General features: G+C 73.1%; 21 protein-coding genes and 2 tRNA genes. 12 read left to right on the top strand and 11 right to left on the bottom strand.

What is annotated here, in order from left to right:
• Positions 1 to 17 precede the first annotated feature (17 nt).
• The 9 genes from QRT03_RS02575 to QRT03_RS02615 all read left to right on the top strand — a co-directional run bounded on the left by QRT03_RS02575 (position 18) and on the right by QRT03_RS02615 (position 6,943).
• The gene (locus QRT03_RS02575; protein ID WP_286050884.1) at positions 18 to 815 is read left to right on the top strand and encodes a helix-turn-helix domain-containing protein; all 798 of its coding nucleotides are present in this window, start codon (positions 18 to 20) and stop codon (positions 813 to 815) included.
• Between the two features lie 89 nt (positions 816 to 904).
• Entirely contained in the window at positions 905 to 1,267 is a 363-nt protein-coding gene (locus QRT03_RS02580) for a VOC family protein (protein ID WP_286050885.1), read from the top strand.
• 233 nt (positions 1,268 to 1,500) lie between these two features.
• Positions 1,501 to 1,911: a VOC family protein gene (locus QRT03_RS02585; protein ID WP_286050886.1), complete on the top strand. Its 411-nt coding sequence runs from the start codon at positions 1,501 to 1,503 to the stop codon at positions 1,909 to 1,911.
• An 18-nt stretch (positions 1,912 to 1,929) separates the two neighbouring features.
• Positions 1,930 to 3,108, top strand: a complete 1,179-nt coding sequence (locus tag QRT03_RS02590; protein WP_286050887.1) for an MFS transporter — start codon at positions 1,930 to 1,932, stop codon at positions 3,106 to 3,108.
• On the top strand, positions 3,108 to 3,851 hold the full coding sequence (locus tag QRT03_RS02595; RefSeq protein ID WP_286050889.1) for an IclR family transcriptional regulator: 744 nt from the start codon (positions 3,108 to 3,110) through the stop codon (positions 3,849 to 3,851). Before QRT03_RS02590 ends, QRT03_RS02595 begins: the two co-directional genes overlap by 1 nt.
• Positions 3,852 to 3,900: 49 nt before the next feature.
• Complete coding sequence (locus tag QRT03_RS02600; protein WP_286050890.1) at positions 3,901 to 4,821, top strand: PDR/VanB family oxidoreductase; 921 nt, start codon at positions 3,901 to 3,903, stop codon at positions 4,819 to 4,821.
• Positions 4,821 to 6,029, top strand: a complete 1,209-nt coding sequence (locus tag QRT03_RS02605; RefSeq protein ID WP_286050891.1) for a cytochrome P450 — start codon at positions 4,821 to 4,823, stop codon at positions 6,027 to 6,029. Before QRT03_RS02600 ends, QRT03_RS02605 begins: the two co-directional genes overlap by 1 nt.
• Before the next feature lie 46 nt (positions 6,030 to 6,075).
• Positions 6,076 to 6,402 carry a DMT family transporter gene (locus QRT03_RS02610; RefSeq protein WP_286050893.1) on the top strand — a complete coding sequence of 109 codons (327 nt, stop codon included), beginning with the start codon at positions 6,076 to 6,078 and terminating at the stop codon, positions 6,400 to 6,402.
• Positions 6,392 to 6,943 (top strand): TetR/AcrR family transcriptional regulator, encoded by a 552-nt coding sequence (locus QRT03_RS02615; RefSeq protein ID WP_286050894.1) that lies wholly within the window; start codon positions 6,392 to 6,394, stop codon positions 6,941 to 6,943. Before QRT03_RS02610 ends, QRT03_RS02615 begins: the two co-directional genes overlap by 11 nt.
• Here QRT03_RS02615 and QRT03_RS02620 read toward each other — a convergent pair.
• Both QRT03_RS02620 and QRT03_RS02625 read right to left on the bottom strand, forming a co-directional pair.
• Positions 6,917 to 6,989, bottom strand: a tRNA-Ala gene (locus QRT03_RS02620). The two genes, QRT03_RS02615 and QRT03_RS02620, sit on opposite strands and share 27 nt — an antisense overlap.
• An 8-nt stretch (positions 6,990 to 6,997) precedes the next feature.
• Entirely contained in the window at positions 6,998 to 7,114 is a 117-nt protein-coding gene (locus QRT03_RS02625) for a DLW-39 family protein (RefSeq protein ID WP_286050895.1), read from the bottom strand.
• Between the two features lie 77 nt (positions 7,115 to 7,191).
• On the opposite strand from QRT03_RS02625, the gene QRT03_RS02630 reads away from it, so the two are divergent.
• From QRT03_RS02630 to QRT03_RS02640, 3 genes are all read left to right on the top strand, one after another.
• Entirely contained in the window at positions 7,192 to 8,388 is a 1,197-nt protein-coding gene (locus QRT03_RS02630) for a Tm-1-like ATP-binding domain-containing protein (protein ID WP_286050896.1), read from the top strand.
• Positions 8,385 to 9,218: a phosphoenolpyruvate hydrolase family protein gene (locus QRT03_RS02635; RefSeq protein WP_286050897.1), complete on the top strand. Its 834-nt coding sequence runs from the start codon at positions 8,385 to 8,387 to the stop codon at positions 9,216 to 9,218. Before QRT03_RS02630 ends, QRT03_RS02635 begins: the two co-directional genes overlap by 4 nt.
• A gap of 169 nt (positions 9,219 to 9,387) precedes the next feature.
• Positions 9,388 to 9,804, top strand: a complete 417-nt coding sequence (locus QRT03_RS02640) for a histone-like nucleoid-structuring protein Lsr2 (RefSeq protein WP_286050898.1) — start codon at positions 9,388 to 9,390, stop codon at positions 9,802 to 9,804.
• Positions 9,805 to 9,865: 61 nt separating this feature from the next.
• Here the strand turns inward: QRT03_RS02640 and QRT03_RS02645 are convergent.
• From QRT03_RS02645 to gnd, 9 genes are all read right to left on the bottom strand, one after another.
• Positions 9,866 to 9,939: transfer RNA gene (locus QRT03_RS02645), tRNA-Ile, on the bottom strand.
• A 55-nt stretch (positions 9,940 to 9,994) separates the two neighbouring features.
• Entirely contained in the window at positions 9,995 to 10,900 is a 906-nt protein-coding gene (locus tag QRT03_RS02650; protein ID WP_286050899.1) for a DUF3566 domain-containing protein, read from the bottom strand.
• Between the two features lie 40 nt (positions 10,901 to 10,940).
• Positions 10,941 to 14,717, bottom strand: coding sequence for an intein-containing DNA gyrase subunit A (gene gyrA, locus QRT03_RS02655; protein WP_286050900.1), 3,777 nt, complete (start codon positions 14,715 to 14,717; stop codon positions 10,941 to 10,943).
• A gap of 195 nt (positions 14,718 to 14,912) precedes the next feature.
• Complete coding sequence (locus tag QRT03_RS02660; protein ID WP_286050901.1) at positions 14,913 to 16,232, bottom strand: MFS transporter; 1,320 nt, start codon at positions 16,230 to 16,232, stop codon at positions 14,913 to 14,915.
• Between the two features lie 50 nt (positions 16,233 to 16,282).
• On the bottom strand, positions 16,283 to 16,987 hold the full coding sequence (locus QRT03_RS02665) for an FkbM family methyltransferase (protein WP_286050902.1): 705 nt from the start codon (positions 16,985 to 16,987) through the stop codon (positions 16,283 to 16,285).
• Positions 16,988 to 17,114: 127 nt separating this feature from the next.
• Positions 17,115 to 19,115, bottom strand: coding sequence for a DNA topoisomerase (ATP-hydrolyzing) subunit B (gene gyrB / locus QRT03_RS02670; RefSeq protein ID WP_286050903.1), 2,001 nt, complete (start codon positions 19,113 to 19,115; stop codon positions 17,115 to 17,117).
• A gap of 222 nt (positions 19,116 to 19,337) precedes the next feature.
• Positions 19,338 to 20,165 (bottom strand): DciA family protein, encoded by an 828-nt coding sequence (locus tag QRT03_RS02675; protein ID WP_425604772.1) that lies wholly within the window; start codon positions 20,163 to 20,165, stop codon positions 19,338 to 19,340.
• A gap of 67 nt (positions 20,166 to 20,232) precedes the next feature.
• Positions 20,233 to 21,417, bottom strand: a complete 1,185-nt coding sequence (gene recF, locus QRT03_RS02680; RefSeq protein ID WP_286050904.1) for a DNA replication/repair protein RecF — start codon at positions 21,415 to 21,417, stop codon at positions 20,233 to 20,235.
• A 67-nt stretch (positions 21,418 to 21,484) separates the two neighbouring features.
• Positions 21,485 to 22,396: a phosphogluconate dehydrogenase (NAD(+)-dependent, decarboxylating) gene (gene gnd / locus QRT03_RS02685; protein WP_286050905.1), complete on the bottom strand. Its 912-nt coding sequence runs from the start codon at positions 22,394 to 22,396 to the stop codon at positions 21,485 to 21,487.
• Between the last annotated feature and the right edge of the window lie 15 nt (positions 22,397 to 22,411).

Below are 22,411 nucleotides of genomic sequence, written 5' to 3' on the forward strand. Positions count from 1 at the left end.
GCGGCATCATCACCGGGGTGTTCCTGGTCGCGGACGTGCCGGCGCCCTTGCGTGGCGTCGTCCGACGGCTGGTGGCCTACGACGAGCGGGCGACCGACCCGGTCCGTCGCCGCCAGGCCCCGGGCGCGACGTGCACGCTCGTGATCGGGCTGGCCGACCCGCTGCTGGTCGACGGGACCGCCCTGGGCTCGTTCGCCGGAGGCCTGACCGACGTGCCGGCGCTCACCGAGTTCCGCGGCCACCAGCGCGGGCTCCAGGCCGACCTGACCCCGGGCGGCGCGCTCCGGCTGTTCGGCACGCCCCTGCCGGGCACGGTGCCGCTGGACGCGCTCGGTCCCGCGTGGGCCCGCCTCCCCGGACGCCTCGCGGAGCTCCCGGGCTGGGCCGCCCGTCTGACCGCACTCGCCGGCACGCTCACCGCGCTGCTGGACGGCGCGCCCCCGGACCCCGAGGTCCGGCGGGCGTGGTCCCTGCTCGAGTCCTCGGCCGGCCGCGTGCCGGTGGGCTCGATCGCGGCCGACGTCGGGTGGAGCCGGCGGCACCTGTCCCGCCGGTTCGGCACGCAGCTCGGGCTGTCCCCGACGACGGCGGGTCGGGTGCTGCGCTTCCGCCGCGCGGCCGACCTGCTGGTGCCCCCGGCGGGCACGGCGGCGGTGGTCCGGCGCATCGCCGACGTCGCGGCGGACTGCGGGTTCGCCGACCACGCCCACCTCGACCGGGAGTTCGCCGCGCTCGCGGGCTGCTCGCCCCGGGCCTACGTCGCGGGCTGGGCGGACGTCGCGGTCGACCCGGCCGAGGTGACGCGGACGCCCTGACCGCGCACGCCCCGACCCCCCATGTCCGACCGCCCGCGATGTCCCCGACGTCCAAGACCACCGGGCGCCGACCGCGCCAGGATCGCCGCATGCTCGTTCCCACGCTGCGCAGCTCCGACATCCCCGCCCTCGCGGCGCACCTCACCGACGTCCTCGGACTCACCGCCGGCCACGTCTCGGCCGGGCACGCCGAACTCTTCTGGGGTGACGGGGCCGTCCTGCTCGGCCCGCGCCGCCCCCACGACCCGTTCGACACCGGACGCGCCGTCCTCTACCTCGTCCTCGACGACCCGGACGCCCACCACGCGCGGGTCAGCGCCGCCGGGGCCGACGTCGTCATGGGCCTCACCGACCAGGACTACGGCTCCCGCGAGTTCGCCGTCGTCGATCCCGAGGGCAACACGTGGTCCTTCGGGACGTACCGTCCGGTTCCGCCACACACGGAAACGTGACCATCCGGCACAATCCGGACCGTGAGGCGAGGGAGCACGCACGTCCTGGTGGCGGTGACGATCGTGCTCGTCCTCGCCGCGGCCGCCGTCGAGTTCGCCCTGCTGCACCAGATGTCGACCGGGCCGGCGCCGGTCTCGGCCACGCTCGTGGTCCCGACCGAGCCCGCCCCGGCGACGCCGGTGACCCCGCGTCCGGACCCCGTGACCGGATGTGATCTGGCTAACATTGGCCCATGGGCACCCACCTCAACCCCTACCTGCAGTTCGACGACTCCGCGCGGCAGGCCATGGAGTTCTACCGCGACGTCTTCGGCGGCACCCTGAACGTCATGTCCTTCGGCGACATGGGCGCGGAGGGCCCGGACGCGGACAAGGTCATGCACGGCCAGCTGGAGTCGCCCAGCGGCTTCGTGCTCATGGGCTCGGACACCCCGAGCGGCATGGACGCCCCGACCGGGTCGGCGTCCCGGATCAGCCTGTCCGGTGACCAGGGCGACGAGCTCCGCGGCTACTGGGCGAAGCTCTCCGACGGCGGCACCGTCGACGTCCCGCTGGAGAAGCAGATGTGGGGCGACGAGTTCGGGCAGTGCGTGGACCGCTTCGGGGTGAGGTGGCTGGTCAACATCTCGCAGCCGCAGGGGTGACCCTGGTGTGATGTGCCGGTGAGCGACGGTGCGAACGACGTGGCGGGGACCGCCTCCCGCGGAGCGATCGTCCCGCTCTACGCCGCGGGGTTCGTCACGGCGTTCGGGTCGCACGGCATCGCGGCGAACCTCGGCTTCACCGGCGACCTGGACCAGCAGCTGCTGACCCTCGGCATCCTGCTCGCGCTCTACGACGGCGCCGAGATCATCCTGAAGCCGGTGTTCGGCGCCCTCGCCGACCGCGTCGGGCTGCGCCCGGTCCTGCTCGGTGGGCTGTTCGCGTTCGCGGTGGCGTCCGCGGCGTTCGTGCTGGTCGGGAACCCGGCCCTGCTGGGCCTGGCACGGTTCGCCCAGGGCGCCGCCGCCGCGGCGTTCTCACCGTCGGCCGGCGCGCTGATCGGACGCATCGCCCCCCGGCAGGGACAGGGCCGGGCCTTCGGCAGCTACGGCGCGTGGAAGGGCCTGGGGTACACCGCGGGCCCGCTGCTCGGCGGCGTGCTGGTCGCGGCCGGCGGCTACGCGCTGCTGTTCACGGTCCTGACGGTGCTCGCGATCGCCGTCTTCGTGTGGGCGGTGATCGTCGTACCGAACCCGCCCCCGCTCCCCCGCCGTCGCCAGGGTCTCGGGCAGGCGCTCCGCGGCCTCGCCGACCCGGGCTTCCTGCCGCCGACCCTGGCCCTGGCCTCCAGCGCCGCTGCCCTCTCCTGCGGCGTCGGGTTCCTGCCGCTGGTCGGCGCCGCCGACGGCCTCTCCCCGGTGGCGACCGGCGCCGCGGTCTCCGTGCTCGCGATCGTCGCCGCGGTGAGCCAGCCCCTCGTCGGGCGGGTCCGCGACGCGGGCCGGCTGCCGGATCGCGTCGCGATCGTCGGCGGGATCCTCCTGACGGCGATCGGGCTGGCGGTCCCGGCCGTCGTCGGTCACCTGGTGGGCCTGCTGGCCGCGGCCGTCGTCATCGGACTGGGGACGGCCATGATCACCCCGGTGGCCTTCGCCGTCCTCGCGGCGTCGAGCCCGGAGGAACGCCTCGGCCAGACGATGGGGTCGGCCGAGATCGGCCGGGAGTTCGGCGAGGCGGGCGGACCCTTCCTCACCGGGCTGATCGCGGCCGGCCTCGGGCTCGGCGGCGGCTTCCTCGGGATCGCCGCGATCGTCGCCCTGACCGCGCTCGGGGGCCTGCGGATGCGCCGGACGATCTGATGGCCCGCTCGGACTCCGGCGAGTCGGTGCTCGAGCGGGTGGTGCGGATCCTGGAGGCGTTCACCCCGGACGCGCCCGCGCTCGGCGTGGGCGAGGTGGCCCGGCGGGCCGGTCTCCCGCCCGCGACGGCGTCGCGGCTGGTGGCCGACCTCGTCGCGCACGGGCTGCTGGTCCGCGACGACCGGCGGGTGCGGGTCGGAACGCGGCTGTGGGAACTGGCGTCCCGGGCGTCGCCCACCCTGTCGCTGCGCGAGACCGCGATGCCGGTGCTGGAGGACCTGCACCGCGTCGTCGGGCACCACGCCCAGCTCGGGGTGCTCGACGGCGACGAGGTGCTGTTCGTCGAGCGCCTCTCCGCCGACCGCGCCGTCATCAACCTGACCCGCATCGCCGCACGGTTGCCGTTGCACGCCTCGTCGTCGGGCCAGGTCCTGCTCGCGTTCGCCTCGACCGTGCTCCAGGAGCGCGTCCTGGCCCGGCCGCTGGGCGGTTTCACGCGGAACACGATCACCGACCCGGCGGCCCTGCGTCGCGTGCTCGCCGAGATCCGCGAGCGCGGCGTGGCCCTCTGCCCCGGCCACATCCACCTCGACGCGACGGGCGTGGCCGTCCCGGTGCGCCGGCCGGACGGTCAGGTGGTCGCCGCGGTGTCGGTGGTGGTCCCGAACGACGGCGAGGCGGCCAGGACCGTGCCCGCCCTCACCGAGGCCGCCCGCCGGATCGGGAGCCGTCTCACCCATTGAACGGGATACGGCTGTCGGTCGTGTCCGCCGTCACGCACCCTCACCGGCCATGACCTCGCTGGTGGTGACCGCCCGGGACGACGTCGCCGAGGGCGTCGTCGCCCTCACGCTCGCCCGTCCCGACGGCGGGCGGCTGCCGGACTGGACGCCGGGCGCGCACGTCGACCTCACCCTCGGCAGCGGCGACACCCGGACGTACTCGTTGTGCGGGGACCGTCGCGACCCGTCGTCGTACCGGGTCGCGGTACTGCGCGAGCCGGCCGGGCGGGGTGGGTCCAGCTACGTGCACGACGTGCTCCGGGTCGGCGACCGCATCGGCCTCGGTGGCCCGCGCAACCACTTCCCGCTGGTCCCGGCCGCGCGGTACCGCTTCGTCGCGGGCGGCATCGGCATCACCCCGCTGCTGCCGATGATGACGGCGGCCGACGTCCTCGGGGCGGAGTGGGCGCTGCTCTACGGCGGCCGCCGCCGTGCGTCGATGGCCTTCCTCGACGAGCTCCGGGCCGACCGGACGACCGTGGTCCCGCAGGACGAGCAGGGTCTCCTGCCGCTGGCCGCGTGGCTGGGTCCGGTCGATCCGGACACCATCGTCTACGCGTGCGGTCCGGCGCCGTTGCTCGCCGCCGTCGCCGAGCTCGTCCCGGCGGCCCGGCTGCGGACGGAGCTGTTCGTCGCCGCCGAGCTCGCCGCCCCGGTCCGCGACACGCCGTTCACGGTGGAGCTCGCCCGTGCCGGCGCGACGGTGACCGTCGACGCGGGGACCAGCGTCCTCGACGCCGCCCGGCGCGCGGGGGCGACGACGTTGTCGTCCTGCGAGCGCGGCACCTGCGGCACGTGCGAGACGACCGTCCTCGCCGGCGTCCCGGACCACCGCGACCAGATCCTCGCCGACCACGAGCGCGCGGCCGGCGACGTCATGCTGCCCTGCGTCTCGCGCGCCGCCTCCGACCACCTCGTCCTGGACCTGTGATGACCACCGCCGATCTCCTGCCCGTGAACGACACCGACCCGTTCTCCGTCGAGGTCCTCACCGACCCGCTGCCGTTCCAGGCCGCGCTGCGCGACGCGGGCCCGGTCGTGCACCTGAGCCGCTACGACCTGTACGCGATGGGCCGCCACGCCGAGGTCCGCGCGGCGCTCACCGACTGGCAGCGGTTCTGCTCGTCGGCCGGCGTCGGGCTGTCGAACTTCCGCCGCGAGGCGCCGTGGCGGCCACCGTCGTTGCTGCTCGAGGCGGACCCGCCGCACCACGACGCCCCGCGCCGGGTGCTCTCGGCGGTCCTCGGCCCGCGGGCGCTGCGCCGGTGGCGGGAGCGGTGGTCCGCCGCCGCGGTCGAGCACGTCGACGCGCTGCTCGACGGGCGCCGCGGGCCGGTGGAGGTCGACGGGATGGCGGCGCTCGCCGAGTCGTTCCCGCTGCGGGTGTTCCCGGACGCGGTCGGCATCCCGCGCGAGGGGCGCGAGCACCTCCTGCCCTACGGCGAGTACCTGTTCAACGCCTTCGGGCCGCACAACGAGCTGGTGGCGGCCCGCGCGGCCGCCGCGTCGGAGCACGCGGCCTGGGTGAACGCGCAGTGTGCGCGCGAGGTCCTCGCCGACGAGGGCTTCGGCGCCGACATCTGGGCCGCCGCGGACCGCGGCGACCTGACCCCCGAGCAGGCCCCGCTGGTCGTGCGCTCGCTGCTCTCGGCCGGCGTCGACACCACCGTGCACGGTCTGGGCTGGGTGCTGCACGGCCTGGCCACCCACCCCGACCAGTGGGAGCTCTTCCGCGCCGACCCGTCCCGACGGCGGGTCTGCTTCGACGAGGCGGTCCGCTGGGGCTCGCCGGTGCAGACGTTCTTCCGCACCGCCGAGGTGGACGTGCCGATCGGCGACGTCGTCGTCCCCGAGGGGTCGAAGATCCTGATGTTCCTCGGCTCGGCGAACCACGACCCGCGGGCCTGGGACGACCCCGACCGCTTCGACCTGCGTCGCGACCCGTCCGGTCACGTCGGCTTCGGGTTCGGGCTGCACCAGTGCGTCGGCCAGCACGTGGCCCGTCTCGAGCCGGAGACCCTGCTCGCGGCGCTGGCCGACCGGGTCGAGCGGATCGAGCCCGCCGGGGAGCCGGTGCGCCGGCCGAACAACACGATGCGCGAGTGGGCGTCGCTGCCGCTGCGGCTCCACGTCCGGTGAGCAGCGACGCAGACTTCTGGAGCGAGTGCTCCAGTAGTCTGGGGGCATGTACCTCTGGTTGGCGCTGGCGATCGTGGCCGAGGTCGCGGCGACCGTGTCGTTGAAGCTCTCCGAGGGCTTCAGCCGGCTGGTCCCGTCGATCGTCGTGGTGATCGGGTACGGGACCGCCTTCTTCTCGCTGTCGCAGGCGCTCGGTCGCGGCCTGCCCGTCGGGGTCGCCTACGGGATCTGGGCCGCGACCGGGGTGGCGGCGATCGCCGTCATCGGGGCGCTGTTCCTGGGCGAGTCGCTGACCTGGGTGCAGGTCGGCGGGATCGCCCTCGTCATCTGCGGCGTCCTGGCCCTCGAGCTCGGCGGGTCGCATGCCGCCTGACGTGATCGCGGACGGGCGCCGGCGCAAGGGCGCGACCCGTCGTCGGGAACTGCTCGAGGCGACGCTGCGGCTCGTCGCGCGCGACGGGGTCGGCGGTGTGAGTCAGCGCCGGGTCGCGGACGAGGCCGGCGTGCCCGCCAGTGCGGTCCTGTACTACTTCGCCTCGGTCGACGAGCTGCTCGTGAGCACGCTGGCCGGGGTGAACGACCGCTACATCGCCGGGCTCGAGGCCGAGCCGTCCCTCGCCGGCCTGGCCACGACGATCGCGTCGTCGGACCGGGCGGAGCTGATCGCCGAGTACGACCTGTTCCTGCTCGCCGCCCGGCGCGACGACCTGCGCGGCGAGGTCGACCGCTGGGACGCCGCGCTGCGGGCGGTGGCGGACCGCCTGGCCCCCGAGCGGCCCGAGGTGCTGGTGGCGGCCGTCAATGGCCTGTGGCTGCAGGCGGCGGTGTCCGGCGTCGGCGAGGACGAGGTGATGCGCGTCCTGACGGGCGCGGCGGGTGCCGGTGGGTGGAGACAAGGGGAATCGAACCCCTAACCCCCGCCTTGCAAAGGCGGTGCTCTGCCAATTGAGCTATGTCCCCTCGGGGGCCTACGACGCGCGGGTCGCCTCGCGCCAGACCTCCGCGGCCGGCCGCTCCTGCTGCTTGCGCCGCACGAGGTGGACCACCCCGTACGCCGCCGCGGCGAGCACGACCAGCTTCTTCACGACTCCACGCTAGCAGCCGCGGGAGGCCGTCGAGTGCGGTAGGACTCGGGCGACGACACCGAGGTCAGGAGCTCCGTATGGCACACGCGTACGTGGTGGGCACGTTCGACACGAAGGGCGACGAGCTGCACCACGTCGCCGACCTCGTCCGGGCCGCCGGTCACGAGGTGACCACGGTCGACGTCGGGACCTCCGAGGCGGACGCGCGGCGGGCGGACGTGACGCCCCACGAGGTCGCCGGTCCCGAGGTGTTCACCGGCGACCGCGGCACCTCGGTGAGCGCGATGGCCGACGCCCTGGCGCGGTGGCTGCCGCCGCGGCGCCCCGACGGGGTGCTCGCGCTGGGCGGCTCCGGCGGGACCGCGATCGTGACCCCGGCGCTGCAGCGGCTCCCGGTCGGCGTGCCGAAGATCGTCGTGTCCACCGTGGCCTCCGGGAACACCGCGCCGTACGTCGGCTCCTCGGACATCACGCTCATGTACTCCGTGACCGACGTGGCCGGGCTCAACCGGATCAGCCGCGTCGTCCTGTCCAACGCCGCCCACGCGCTCGCCGGCGCGCTGTCCGCGCCCCCGGTCGACACCGTGGACCGCCCCGCCCTCGGGCTCACGATGTTCGGGGTGACCACCCCGTGCGTGACCGCGGTGACCGAGCAGGTCGCCGACGAGTACGACTGCCTCGTCTTCCACGCCACCGGGACCGGCGGGCGGGCGATGGAGAAGCTCGTCGACGACGGGTTGATCTCCGCCGTCGTCGACGTCTCCACCACCGAGATCGCCGATTTCGTGGCCGGCGGGATCATGGCCGCCGACGCCGACCGGCTCGGGGCGATCTCCCGGCGGCGGGTCCCCTGGGTCGGTAGCGTCGGTGCCCTGGACATGGTCAACTTCGGCGCCCCGGACACCGTGCCGGAGCACTACCGCGGCCGGACCCTCTACGAGCACAACGCCCAGGTGACGCTCATGCGCACCACCCCCGACGAGTGTCGCGCCGCGGCACGCTTCCTCGCCGAGGGGCTGAACGCGTGTGAGGGTCCGGTCCGGCTGGTGGTCCCGACGGCGGGAGTCTCGGCCCTCGACGTCGAGGGCGGTCCCTTCGCCGATCCCGACGCGACCGCCGCACTGGTCGAGACGCTGCGCGCGGAACTGCGCGCGTCGGCCGACCGCCGGTTGATCGAGACCGATCTGCACGTGAACGACCCGGAGTTCGCGCGGGTGCTCGTCGAGAACCTGCACGAGATCGCCGGACACGACCAGGAGAGCGGAGAGGCATGAGGCGCGAGGAGATCCTGGAGCGGTTGCGGGACAAGGTCGGACGCGGCGAACCGATCGTCGGAGGGGGCGCCGGAACGGGGCTCTCGGCCCGCTGCGAGGAGGCGGGCGGCATCGATCTCATCGTCATCTACAACTCGGGGCGCTATCGAATGGCGGGCCGCGGGTCGCTGGCCGGGCTGCTCGCCTACGGCAACGCGAACGACATCGTCGTCGAGATGGCGCGCGAGGTCCTGCCCGTGGTGCGCGAGACCCCGGTGCTCGCGGGAGTCAACGGCACCGACCCGTTCCTCCTGCGGGACCGATTCCTGCGCGAACTCGCCGATCTCGGATTCGCCGGCATCCAGAACTTCCCGACCGTCGGGCTCATCGACGGGACGTTCCGCGCGAATCTCGAGGAGACCGGGATGGGCTTCGCGCACGAGGTGGACCTCGTCGCCGCGGCGCGGGAGCACGACCTGCTGACCACGCCCTACGTCTTCTCCGCGGACGACGCGCGGGCGATGACCCGGGCCGGCGCGGACGTCGTGGTCTGCCACATGGGCCTGACGACGGGTGGGTCGATCGGCGCCGGGACCGCCAAGTCGCTGGACGACTGCGTCGCGCTCACCGACGAGTGGGCCACGGCCGCGCGGGAGGTCCGCGACGACGTCCTCGTCCTCGTCCACGGCGGGCCGGTCTCGGCCCCGGAGGACGCGGCCTACGTGCTCGAACGGGCCCGGACCTGCCACGGTTTCTACGGGGCCAGCAGCATGGAGCGTCTGCCCACCGAGGAGGCACTCACGGCACGCACCCGGGAATTCACCCGACTCCGACTCGCGAAGGGGAACTGACCGCCGGGCAGCGAGGTGTGACGCGTGTGACTTCGACGGTCGGCATTTCGCGCCACCGTCGGGTGACATCACCCCGGGTGCTCGCGTTCGTGGGAATTCTTGATAACGTGAATACACACCGGATCTGTTTCCGGTCGCATTTCCCCCGCGAGCCGAGGAGTACCGCCAGATGGCCCAGAAGACCGTCGTCACGTTGGTGGACGACCTGACCGGTGAGGAGTCCGAGGACATCACGACCGTCGAGTTCGCGCTCGACGGTGTGACCTACGAGATCGACCTCGACGACAAGAACAGCGCCGAACTGCGGGATTCGCTCGCGCAGTACGTCGCCGCGGCCCGGCGAACGGGTGGACGCCGCGCCGCAGGCGGCGGCGGACGCCGCCGCGCCTCCGGTGGGGCGGGCACCGGCACCCCGCGCGCGACCTCGCCCGGCGGGTACGACCGCGAGACCTCCAAGCAGATCCGCGACTGGGCCCGGTCCGAGGGCTTCGAGGTGTCCGACCGCGGACGCGTCCCGAACAACGTCGTGGAGGCCTGGGAGTCCCGCGGCAAGAACGGCAGCACCGCGGCGGCCTTCTCCGGCTGATCCCGCGACGACGAAGGGCCCCGGAGCAGACGCTCCGGGGCCCTTCGTCGTGAGGGGGGAGTGGGCCCAGATGGATTTGAACCATCGACCTCGTCGTTATCAGCGACGCGCTCTAACCAACTGAGCTATGGGCCCGAACGGTGACGAGGTTACCGGAGGGTGTCCGGGCGCCCCGCCACCGGGGTGGCCCCTAGTCGCGCTCCGAGAGCGTGACCTCGATGCCGCCCGCGACGTCCGCGGAGATGTTGTAGATGAACGCCGAGACGCTCGCGAGCGCGGTGAACAGGATCGTGTTGACGACCCCGACGATCGCCGCGACGCCGAACACCCCGCCCGCCGTGATCAGCTGCCCGCCGGTCCCCCCGGTGTCCGAGGTGAGGTCCTGGTAGGTGCCGTTGAGCTGCGCCCACACTCCCATGCCGTCCAGCACGGCGTAGAGCACGCCCACGGCGAACATCCACACGAAGAAGAGCGCGACGCCGAGCACCAGGGCGAGCTTGAGCACCGACCACGGGTCGAAGCGCTTGACCTGCAGGCTCGCCCGCCGCGGGACCTTGCCGCGGGCGGGACGGGCACTCGGGGTGTCGTCGTCGTCGTCCAGCGCGTCGAAGTCCGGCTCCGGCTCGGGCCGCATGCCCGTGCGCATCCCCAGCTGCTCCGGGGAGAGCTGGTTGGTCGGCGCGTCGATGAGTGCCGTCGACGAGCGACCCTGCTCCCCGGGTCGACCCGGACGGGGGGTGCCGGCGGCCGGGGTCCCGGGTGCCGGGGTGCCGGACGCCGGGGTCGGGCCGGACCCACCCGGTGCGGGACCGGATCCGCCCGGTACCGGGCCGCCACCGGCCGGCAGCGGTCCCGTGGGCGGCCGCGACGGCGACGGGGCGTCCGGGCGCGGCTCGCCACCGCCGGCCGGGCCACCCTCGGTCCCGCGCGCTCCGGAACGCTGCCAGGGCGGCGGGGGACCACCGGCGGGCGGCGTGCCCTTGGCGGGCGACTCGTCACCCGCCGCGGTCGTCACCACGGTGTCCTCGGCGGACCCGGGGCCCTGGCCCTTCGGCGTGGCCCCGGCCTTGCCTTCGTCCGGTGTCGGTGTGCTCACGTGGCTCGTTCCATCGTCGGATCGTGTCGCGCCGGCCGGCTCACAGCAGCGTGTTCGGAGGCTGCTCCGAACCGCCGGAGTCGGGGTCGGAGGCGTTCTCGGCGTTGCGGGCGACGGCGAGCAGGGTCGCGTTCTCCCCGAGGTTCATCAGGCGCACGCCCTTGGTCTGGCGGCCCGCCTTGCGGACCTCCTTCGCCGTGGTGCGGATGACCCCGCCGCTCGAGGTGATGGCGTACAGCTCGTCCTCCAGCTCGACGATCAGGGCGCCCACCAGCGTGCCGCGCCGACGGTCGTACTGCAGCGTCAGCACGCCCTTCCCGCCGCGGCCCTGCACCGGGTAGTCCTCGATCGGCGTCCGCTTCGCGTACCCGCCGCCCGTCGCGACCAGCAGGAACGTGCCGTCGCGCACGACCCCGAGGGAGAGCAGCTCGTCGCCGGAGTTGAAGCGCATCCCCATCACGCCCGACGTGGCGCGGCCCATCGGGCGCAGCACCTCGTCGGTCGCCGAGAAGCGGATCGACTGGCCCTCGGCGGAGACCAGGAGCAGGTCGTCGTCCCCGGAGCAGAGCACCGCGCCGACGAGCTCGTCGCCGTCGCGCAGGTTGATGCCGATCAGCCCGCCGGTGCGGTTGGAGTCGAAGTCGGTCAGCTTCGACTTCTTGACCAGCCCGCTCTTCGTGGCGAGCACCAGGTACGGCGCGGCCTCGTAGTTCGTGATCTGCATGACCTGGGCGATCTGCTCCTCGGGCTGGAACGCGAGGAGGTTCGCCACGTGCTGGCCGCGGGCGTTCCGGGTGGCCTCGGGCAGCTCGTAGGCCTTCGCCCGGTACACCCGGCCCTTGTTCGTGAAGAACAGCAGCCAGTCGTGCGTGGAGCAGACGAAGAAGTGGGCGACGATGTCGTCCTGCTTGAGCGTCGCGCCCTGCACGCCCCGGCCGCCGCGCTTCTGGGCGCGGTACAGGTCGGTCTTGGTGCGCTTCGCGTAGCCGGTCCGCGTGATCGTGACGACGACGTCCTCGACGGCGATCAGGTCCTCGTCGGCGACCTCGCCGTCGTAGCCGACGATCCGCGTCAGGCGGTCGTCGCCGTACTTCTCGACGATCTCGGCGAGCTCGTCGCGGACGATCTGCCGCTGCCGCTCGGGCCGGTCGAGGATGTCCTGCAGGTCGCGGATCGTCTCCTCGATCTCGGCCAGCTCGTCGATGATCTTCTGGCGCTCGAGGGCGGCCAGGCGCCGCAGCTGCATGTCCAGGATCGCCTGCGCCTGGATCTCGTCGACCTCGAGGAGCTCCATCAGGCCGGTGCGCGCGAGGTCGACGGTCTCCGAGGCGCGGATCAGCGCGATGACCTCGTCCAGCGCGTCCAGCGCCTTCGCGAGACCACGCAGGATGTGGGCCCGCTCCTCGGCCTTGCGCAGGCGGTAGCGCGTCCGCCGGACGATGACCTCGATCTGGTGGCGGATCCAGTGCCGGATCAGCTGGTCGAGCCGCAGCGTGCGCGGCACGCCGTCGACGATCGTCAGCATGTTCACGCCGAAGCTGAACTGCAGCTGCGAGTGCTTGTAGAGGTTGTTCAGCACCACCTTGGCGACCGCGTCGCGGCGCAGGGTGATGACGATGCGTCGGCCGACCCGGTCCGAGGACTCGTCGTTGATCTCGGCGATGCCGGTGACCCGGCCCTCGCGGACCATCGTCGCGATCGACTCGATGAGGTTGTCCGGGTTGACCTGGTAGGGCAGCTCGGTGACGACGAGGGTGGTGCGACCCTTCGTGTCCTCCTCCACCTCCACCACGGCGCGCATGCGGATGGAGCCGCGGCCGGTGCGGTAGGCGGAGTCGATGCCGTCCTTGCCGACGACCAGACCCGCCGTCGGGAAGTCCGGACCCTTGATGCGCTCCATGAGCGCCTCGAGGGTCTCCTCCTCGGAGGCCTCCGGGTGGTCGAGCGCCCAGGTGGCGCCGTCGGCGACCTCGCGCAGGTTGTGCGGCGGCATGTTCGTCGCCATGCCGACCGCGATGCCGGCGGACCCGTTGATCAGCAGGTTCGGCACGCGGCCGGGGAGGACGGCCGGCTCCTGGGTGCGGCCGTCGTAGTTGTCGACGAAGTCGACGGTCTCCTCGTCGATGTCCTGCAGCATCGACATCGCGAGCGGCGTGAGTCGGCATTCGGTGTTGTGGCTGACGAAGCCGTCGGTGAGGAAGGCGTGATCGTCGGAGTCCACCCGCACGCTGTAGACGTCCTGCACGCCGGCGTCGGCCACGGAGGCGACCTCGGCGTAGTAGAAGCGCCCGTCGGTCAGCTCCTCGGCGATCGTGCGCGCGTCCGGGTCGTCGACGTGGGCGAGGATCTCGTCGCGGGCGAGGTCCCAGCGCTCGATCCGGTCGAGGTTGTGCTTGTCGAGCCACTGCTGCTTGCGGCGGTCCGTCGTCCCGTGCGCGCGGAGGAACGCGCCGAGTCCGGGGACGTGGTCCGAGCCCATCGCCCGCGTCGCCCGGGCCTCCGGCCCGAGGATCCCGGCGATCTTCTCCTGCTTGGCGCCGAGGAAGCCGATCCGCGTGGCGAACAGGCGGGCGTCCCGGCGGTTGGTGACGACGACCTTCCACTCGCCGACGGCGTGGAGGTAGCGCTTGCTGACCACGCCGAACTCGAGGAGCAGGTTCTGGACGTCCTTCGCGAGCTGCTCGCTGCGCGTCGAGTACGACACCTGCACGGTGTTCCGCGGCAGCGCCGAGCACGACCCGTCGCCGGTGAACAGCGCCTGGAGGAAGAACCGCTTGCGGGCCGCCCCACCCCGCCAGATGAACTCCGGCACCCGCTTCTGCGCGCTGCGCGCACCGGCGAGCTCGGCGAGCACGCTCGTGCGGACCTCGGTGAGATCCTGCACGTCGATCTCCCGCAGCTCGGAGCCGGAGGCGATGGTGCGGGAGGAGACGTACCGACGCCCGCCGACGGCGGTGTCGTAGGCGGCGAGGACCAGGCCGAAGTACTCCGGGTCGATGTTGTTGAAGCCGGCGCGGCGTTCCGAGACGAAGCCCTCGGCGACGAAGGCGCCCAGGACGATCGCCGCCGCGGCCTCCCTCCACTCCGGACCGCCGGGGTCGAACGCGGGGGTCCGGGCCATGGCGACGCGGTCGCCGGGTCGGATCTCCTCGGCCAGCTTCCACAGCAGCGTCGGGATGCCGGCGACGTCGACCAGGCAGAGCACCGGGTGGTTGTGCGTGCCGGTGAGCTCGTAGCCCTCGCGCGTGGTGACGGTCAGCGTCGGGTGGGTCCCGGAGTGGAAGAACGCCTCCGCGCGGACCGGGTCGCCGTTGCGGTCGAGCAGCTTCTCGTCGATCGGGGTGTCGGAGTTCGGTGCGGCGCCCGGCACGAGGTCGGCGATGCGGGGGCTCCCACCGGTCGCACGACGCACGCGTGTGACCCCAGTCACACAGTAGCGCATTGCGGCAGCCGGGTCGTTACCCGGCGAGCCGAAGTTGCCCTGGCCGTCGATCAGCGGGTAGCGCATCGACCACGGCTGGGCCAGGCGGACCAGGGCGTCGTAGATCGCCGAGTCGCCGTGCGGGTGGTAGTTGCCCATGACGTCGCCGACGACGCGCGCACACTTGACGTAGCTGCGGTCCGGGCGGAAACCCGAGTCGTACATCGAGTAGAGGACACGGCGGTGCACCGGCTTGAGGCCGTCCTCCACCAGCGGCAGGGCGCGCCCCACGATCACGCTCATGGCGTAGTCGATGTAGGAGCGCTGCATCTCCTGCTGGATGTCGACCGGCTCGATCCGGTCGCCGGAATCCGGAGGCAGCGTCGTCTCGGTCACGCGGTGTCCACTCCACTCTGGGCGCCCCCGGAGCACGGCTGGTCACCGCGTCGAACTCGTCAGGGGCGAGCCCGTCCCGTCGGGAGCCGACACGCCGGTCCCGACCACCCGATTCTACCGAGAGCACCGACGATCTCGTGGGCGCCCCGCGCAGGTCGTGGCCGGTCAGGTGCGGTGCGGGCCGGTGACGGAGGGTCAGGAGCGGACCGCGGCCCCCGCCCCGTCGTCGGGAACGGAGACGAGGTCACGGCGGAGCGTCTCGGTCATGGCCCACGAGCACGCGAGCGAGACCAGCGCCATCGCGGCGACGTAGGCCGCGACCGACATGAGGCTGCCGGTCCAGAGCACGAGCAGCCCGCAGACCGCCGGCGCCACGCCACCGAGGATCGAGGCGAGCTGGTAGGCCAGGGATGCCCCGCTGTAGCGCAGGTGGGTGGGGAACTGCTCCGCGAAGTACGCCGACTGCGGGCCGTAGACCGCGCTGCGGCACGCCTGGACGACCAGCCCACCCAGGATGAACAGGCCGATGTTGCCGCTGCCGACGAGCAGGAAGTACGGGACCGCGGTGATCGCGAGGACCGCCATGCCGACCAGGAACAACGGCCGCCGGCCGACCCGGTCGGAGAGCAGCCCGAGCAGCAGGATCATCGGGATGTCCGAGGCGGAGAGGAACGTGTTCGCGCCGAGGATCGTGGACCGCTCGTACCCGAGCTCGGTGGTCGCGTAGGACACCAGCCACACCGAGCTCACGTAGAACGTGGCGTTCGTGGCCAGGAACGAGCCCGCGGCCAGGAAGATGATCCGGGGGTGCTCCCGCAGCACCTCGAGGACGGGGAGGCGGCTCGCCTCGCGTCGCTCGGCGTCCGCGGTGAAGACCGGGCTCTCGGCGACCGTCAGGCGGATCCACATCCCGACGGCGATCAGCAGGGCGCTCGCGAGGAACGGGATCCGCCAGCCCCAGGCGAGGAACGCGGACTCGCTGACGGTGAGGTCCAGGACGAGGAACGAGCCGGTGCCGAGGACCAGGCCGAGCGGGACGCCGACCTGGGGCCAGCTGCCGTAGAAGCCACGGCGGTGGTCCGGGGCGTTCTCCACGGCCATCAGCGCGGCGCCGCCCCACTCCCCGCCGACGCCGAGGCCCTGGCAGAAGCGCAGCAGGACGAGCAGCACCGGGGCGCCCACGCCGATCGTCGCGTAGCCGGGCAGCAGACCGATGCACACCGTCGCGGCGCCCATGAGCAGCAGCGAGTAGACGAGCATCGGCTTGCGCCCGACCCGGTCCCCGAAGTGCGCGAACAGCGCGCCGCCGATGGGCCGGGCGACGAAGCCCGAGGCGAAGGTGCCGAGCGCGGCGATCGTCCCCAGGGCCGGGTCGAACGAGGGGAAGAAGACCTTGTTGAAGACCAGGGCCGCCGCGGTCCCGTAGATGAAGAAGTCGAACCACTCGATGGTCGTGCCGACCAGGCTCGCGGCGGCGACCTTGCGGGGGACCCGGAGGGCCGGACCGGTGACCATGGCTGCCTCCCGTGGCGTCGGTGCCAAGTCGACCAGTGGTACGGGCCCGGTCAAGGAATGGTCAAGCCCTCTTCCGTCGGCAGGAAGAGCACGTTGCGTCGCCTGTCGTCCGTGTGCCGGGGCAACCACCGTCCCCGCCAGGTCCACGGCGCGTACCCGCGTCCGGCCAGGTCGTCGACGACCTCGGCCACGCTCGTGTCGAAACGGGCCAGGTGGCGGTCCTCGAGCTCGAGCATCAGCACCGGGCGGAAGCTCTCCAGCGTCTTGTGCGCCCCGGCGAGCAGGCCGGCCTCGGCGCCCTCGATGTCGACCTTCACCAGGTCGAGGCGGTCGAGCGCGAGGTCGGCCACCAGCTCGTCGAGGGTGCCGACCTCGACCGGAACGTCCTCGTGGTGGGCGAACTCCGCGTTCGAGCCCAGGCCGACCGCACCCGTCGTCAGGAAGGCGCGGCCGTGGACGGGGAGCAGGCGGCGGCGCGGCAGGGAGAGCACGCCCGCCCCGCCCTGCGCTCCGAGGGCGAGGCGATGCACGGTGACGTGCCCGGCGCGCAGCAGCCGACGGACCGCCCCGATGAGGGTCGCGGGTGCCGGCTGGGGCTCGACGGCGTGCACGTGTCCGGTCGGCCCGACGAGCCCGGCGAGCGTCCAGGTGTAGAGGCCGTACTCCGCACCGACGTCCACGCAGACCGCGCCCGGACCGACGAACGGTGCGAGCCCACCGACCTCGTCCTCGAGGAACCAGGCGTGGGGCGCCACGGCCCGGAGCGTCCGACTCAATCGCTCGGTGGCACCCACTGGGCCGTGCACCTCCATCCGCGCGTCCGGACGGGCGCGCGGATGGAGGTTATCGCCGACGTTTCCCGTGGAACGCCGCAGGCCTCACCTACACGTCCAGGAAGCGGACGTCCTTCGCGTTCCGGGTGATGAACGAGCGTCGCGACTCCACGTCCTCACCCATGAGGACGCTGAACAGCTCGTCGGCCGTCGCGGCGTCGTCCAGGGTCACCTGCATCATCAGGCGCGTGGCGGGATCCATCGTGGTCTCCCAGAGCTCCTTGGCGTTCATCTCGCCGAGGCCCTTGTAGCGCTGGATGCCCTCGTCCTTGTTGACCTTCTTGCCCGCGGCGCGGCCGGCCTCGAGCAGCGCGTCCCGTTCGCGGTCGGAGTACGCGAACTCCGGCTCGGCGTTCCGGCCGCCCCACTTGATCTTGTACAGCGGCGGCATCGCGAGGAACACGTGGCCGTTCTCGATCAGCGGGCGCATGAAGCGGAACAGCAGCGTGAGCAGCAGCGTCCGGATGTGCTGGCCGTCGACGTCGGCGTCGGCCATCAGCACGATCTTGTGGTAGCGCAGCTTGGCGAGGTCGAACTCGTCGTGGATGCCGGTGCCGAGCGCCGTGATGATCGACTGGACCTCGTTGTTCTTGAGGACGCGGTCGATGCGGGCCTTCTCGACGTTGATGATCTTGCCGCGGATCGGCAGGATCGCCTGGTACATCGAGTCGCGGCCGGACTTCGCCGAGCCACCCGCGGAGTCGCCCTCGACGATGTAGACCTCGCTGCGCGACGGGTCGTTCGAGCGGCAGTCCGCGAGCTTGCCGGGCAGGCCGCCGAGGTCGCCGGCGGTCTTGCGCCGGACCAGCTCCCGGGCCTTGCGGGCCGCCATCCGGGCCTGCGCCGAGCCGACCGCCTTGTTGATGATGGTCTTGGCGTCGGCCGGGTTCCGCTCGAACCAGTCCGCGAGGTGCTCGTTGCAGACGCGCTGCACGAACGACTTCACCTCGGTGTTGCCCAGCTTGGTCTTGGTCTGGCCCTCGAACTGGGGCTCGGCGACCTTGACCGAGACGATCGCGGCGAGGCCCTCGCGGATGTCGTCGCCGGTCAGCGCCGGGTCCTTCTCCTTGATGAGCTTCTTGTCGCGCGCGTACCGGTTCACCGTGGTGGTCAGCGCCGAGCGGAAGCCCTCCTCGTGGGTGCCGCCCTCGGTCGTGTTGATCGTGTTGCAGAAGGTGTAGACCGACTCCGAGTAGCCGGAGTTCCACTGCATCGCGATCTCGACCTGGTGGCCGGTGCCCTCGGCGGTGAAGCCGACCGGCTTCTTGTGGATCGGGTCCTTCGAGTTGTTGATGAAGGCGACGAAGTCCTCGAGGCCGCCGGGGTAGTGGAAGGTCCGCTCCTTGACCTTCGCGACGTAGCCCTCGGCGTCGGGCACGTCGTCGAGGCCGTCGCCCGTGGCCTCGCCCTCGGGCTTGCGCTCGTCGCGCAGGTTGATGGTCAGCCCCTTGTTGAGGAAGGCCATCTCCTGCAGCCGACGCGAGATCGTCTCGAAGTTGTACGTCGTGGTCTCGAAGATGTCCGGGTCGGCCCAGAACGTGATCGTGGTGCCGGACTTCTTCGTGGGGCCGACCTCGGTGAGCGGGCCCGGGCGGGCCTTCTCGTAGTGCTGGGTCCAGATCTTCCCCTTGGTGTGCACCTCGACGTCGAGCTCGGTGGACAGCGCGTTGACCACCGAGACGCCGACGCCGTGCAGACCACCGGAGACCGCGTAGGACTTGTCGTCGAACTTGCCGCCCGCGTGCAGCATGGTCAGGACCATCTCCACGGCGGGCTTCTTCTCCACCGGGTGCATGTCGACCGGGATGCCGCGCCCGTCGTCGACGACCGAGATGCCGCCGTCCGTCTGCAGGGTGACGGTGACCGCCGTGGCGTAGCCGGCCATGGCCTCGTCGACGGAGTTGTCCACCACCTCCCAGATCAGGTGGTGCAGCCCGCGCTCGCCCGTGGACCCGATGTACATGCCGGGCCGCTTGCGGACCGCCTCGAGACCCTCGAGGACGGTGATGGACGAGGCGCTGTACTCGTTGTTGTTCTTCGCGGCAGCCACGGGCCTCGGTGTCTCCCTACCTCCGGTGCGGGCGAGAGATCGCCCGGACGTCGCCCTCCAGTCTACTGGTCCGCCCTTACGGGAAGGGGTCGGATGGCATGTTGAGCGCGTCGCAGACGGCCTGACGGCATCGAGGGAGGGTCCCGACGGCGGGTCTGGCGCTCGCCGGGAGCCTGGGCGCGGTCAACGGGCGCTGAGAGGGCGAACGGCGCCGTGAGGGTGTCAGCCGTACGTGTCGCGGGGTCCGCGGCCCGAGACGTGCCGGGGGCCGCGCCGCCAGCTCGGTGCCGAGGGGCCGTGGATGCGCATGCCGGTCACGACGCCGGGTCCGAGGCCGGCGGCGATGCGGCCGAGCAGCTGGCGCTGCAGCAGCCGGAGCTGGGTGGCCCATGCCGTCGAGTCGGCCTGGACGGTGAGCTCCCCGTCGCGCAGGGCGGTCGGGGTGGCGTGCTCGGCGACCTCCGGCCCGACCAGCTCCGCCCACCGGCCGAACACCGAGCCGTTCGCCAGCTTCGGCACCCAGCCGCGCTGGGTGGACAACCGGGAGGCGATCCGGCCGAAGGTCTGGGGATCGCGGTCGTCGGCGCCCGCCCCGGACCAGCCGCGGCGCCGCCGCCGGGTGCCCTCACCGGCGTCCCGGCGCACCGTGCGCCGGGGCCGGCCCCGGGTGAGGCCCCGCTCCGCCTGCCGGGCCCGGGCCGCCTCGAGCGCGGCTCGGGCGATGTCCGCGCCCCGGGGGGCGTCGGGGTCGGCGGGGTCGGCGGGATCGCGGGGGTCCTGCGGGTCCCGGAGGTCCGACTCCATCGGGTCGGTCCCGGAAGCCTCGATGTGGTCCTCGTCGTGGGCACCCTGCGTGGCCGGGCGGCCGCCGTCCGGGGTGCGCCCGGGGCCGAGTCTCGCGGGCGGCAGTGCCACCGGCTCGCGGTCCGTGGGCGGGGTGTGGACGGCCGGGTCAGCGACGTCGAAGAGCCCCTGCAGGTCATCCGCCGGGTCCGGGCGCCGCGCGAGGCGCCGGGATCGTCCGGACCCCGAGTTGTCCACAGCATCCACAGGTCTGTCCCCAGATTCGCCGCCGTCTTCACCGATTCGGATCACCAGTGTCCACCCCGGTCGTCCGTCACGACGCCACTTCGTCACGCACCGTGCCACCCTCGATCACGTAGCGTGCTCCACGCAGGGTCGCCGGGACGTCATCGTCCACGGCGGCCGTCACGAGGACCTGCTCGGCCCGGGCGGCCGTCCGGGCGAGGGCCTCCCGACGCCGGGCGTCGAGCTCCGCGAAGACGTCGTCGAGGACCAGGATCGGCTCCGAGCCCTCCTCGCGCAGCAACTCGAACCCGCCGAGCCGCAGGGCCAGGGCGAGCGCCCAGGACTCGCCGTGGCTGGCATAGCCCTTCGCCGGCCCCTCCCCGAGGCTGAGGTCCAGCTCGTCGCGGTGCGGGCCGACCAGGCACACGCCGCGCTCGATCTCCTGGTCGCGCCGCCGCCCGATCTCGGCGAGCAGCGCGGCCTCGACCTCCGCGGCGAGCTCGGCGTGGGTGGCGCCGCCGGTCACGTCCTGCCACCCGTCGTCGGGACCCGGCTCCGCGCGGCCGGCGAGGTCGTCCACCGCCTCGACCCGCGAGCGGTACCGCGCGCCCACCGGGACCGACTCGGGCGCGACGTCGGCGTAGGCGGCCGTGACGTGCGGCGCGAGGGCCGCGGCCAGCAGGATGCGGCCCGCGGTCAGGGCGGCGCCCGCCCGGGCGAGGTGGCTGTCCCAGACGTCCAGGGTGCCGGTGTCGCCGCGGGCGTGGCGGGCGGTCTTGAGCAGCGCGGAGCGCTGGCGGAGCACCTTGTCGTACTCGGCCCGGACGCCCGCCCAGCGGGGCGCGCGGGCGACCAGGAGCTCGTCGAGGAAGCCCCGGCGCTCCCCCGGATCGCCGCGGACCAGGGCGAGGTCCTCGGGCGCGAAGACCACGGTGCGCACGATCCCGAGGATCTCGCGGGCCCGGGGCACCGGCGAGCGGTTCACCCGCGCCCGGTTGGCCTTGCCGGGCTGGATCTCGACCTGCACGGTCAGCTCCCGGCCCGCGTTGACCACGGTGGCCCGCACGTGGGCCGCGGCCGCCCCGCGGCGGACGAGCGGGGCGTCGGACGACACGCGGTGCGAGCCCAGGGTGGCCAGGTACCCGACGGCCTCGACGAGGTTCGTCTTGCCCTGGCCGTTCGCCCCGACGAGCACCGAGACCCCCGGCGCGAACGACAGGTCGGCCTGCGCCCACGACCGGAAGTCGGTGACCGACAGCTCCCGCACGTACATCGGCTCTCCCGTCGCCGGCTCGCCCCCGGTGGCTCTCCCTCGCTCCGCTCGCCCCGGGGCGCCGGGCTCAGCCGCCCGTCGGCGGCTCGTTCGCGGCCTCGCCCGCCTTGTGCACCGCGTGCCCACCGAACTGGGCCCGGAGGGCGGCCACCGCCTTCATCGCGGGCGAGTCGACCTGCCGCGAGGCGAAGCGCGCGAAGAGCGCCGCGGAGATCACCGGCAGCGGCACGGCGTGCACGATCGCCTCGTCGACCGTCCACCGGCCCTCGCCGGAGTCCTCCGCGTAGCCGGTGATCCGGTCGAGGTGCGGGTCCTCCTCGAGGGCCCGGACCATGAGGTCGAGCAGCCAGCTGCGGACGACCGTGCCGCGGCTCCAGGCCTTCATCACCGCGCCGACGTCGGTGACCGGACCACCGGCGCTGAGCAGCTCGTAGCCCTCGGCGTAGGCCTGCATCAGGCCGTACTCGACGCCGTTGTGGACCATCTTCGCGTAGTGCCCGGCCCCGACCGGTCCGGCGTGGGCGAAGCCCTCCTCGCGCGGGCCCTCGGGACGCAGCGCGTCGAAGACCGGCATGAGGCGCTCGATGTCCTCGTCGGAGCCGCCCGCCATCAGGCCGTAGCCCTCGGTGCGGCCCCAGACGCCGCCGGACACCCCGCAGTCCGCGTAGTGGACGTCGCGGGCGCCGAGGCGCTCGGCGTGCACCGCGTCGTCGGTGAAGCGGCTGTTGCCGCCGTCGACCACCAGGTCACCGGGCTCGAGGAGCTCGGCGAGGGCGTCCACAGTGGAGTGCGTCGCGTTCCCCGAGGGGACCATGAGCCACACGGTGCGCGGCGCGGTGAGCGCCTTCACCAGCTCGTCGAGGGACTGCACGTCCCCGGACCCGTCGTTGGCGTACCCGACGACCTCGTGGCCGGCGGCCCGGAGCCGCTCGGCCATGTTGCCGCCCATCCGCCCCAGCCCGACCATTCCCAGCTGCACCGCGATCCGCTCCCC

Origin of the sequence: Actinomycetospora termitidis (genome assembly GCF_030286555.1) — a bacterium.
GTDB lineage: Bacteria > Actinomycetota > Actinomycetes > Mycobacteriales > Pseudonocardiaceae > Actinomycetospora > Actinomycetospora termitidis.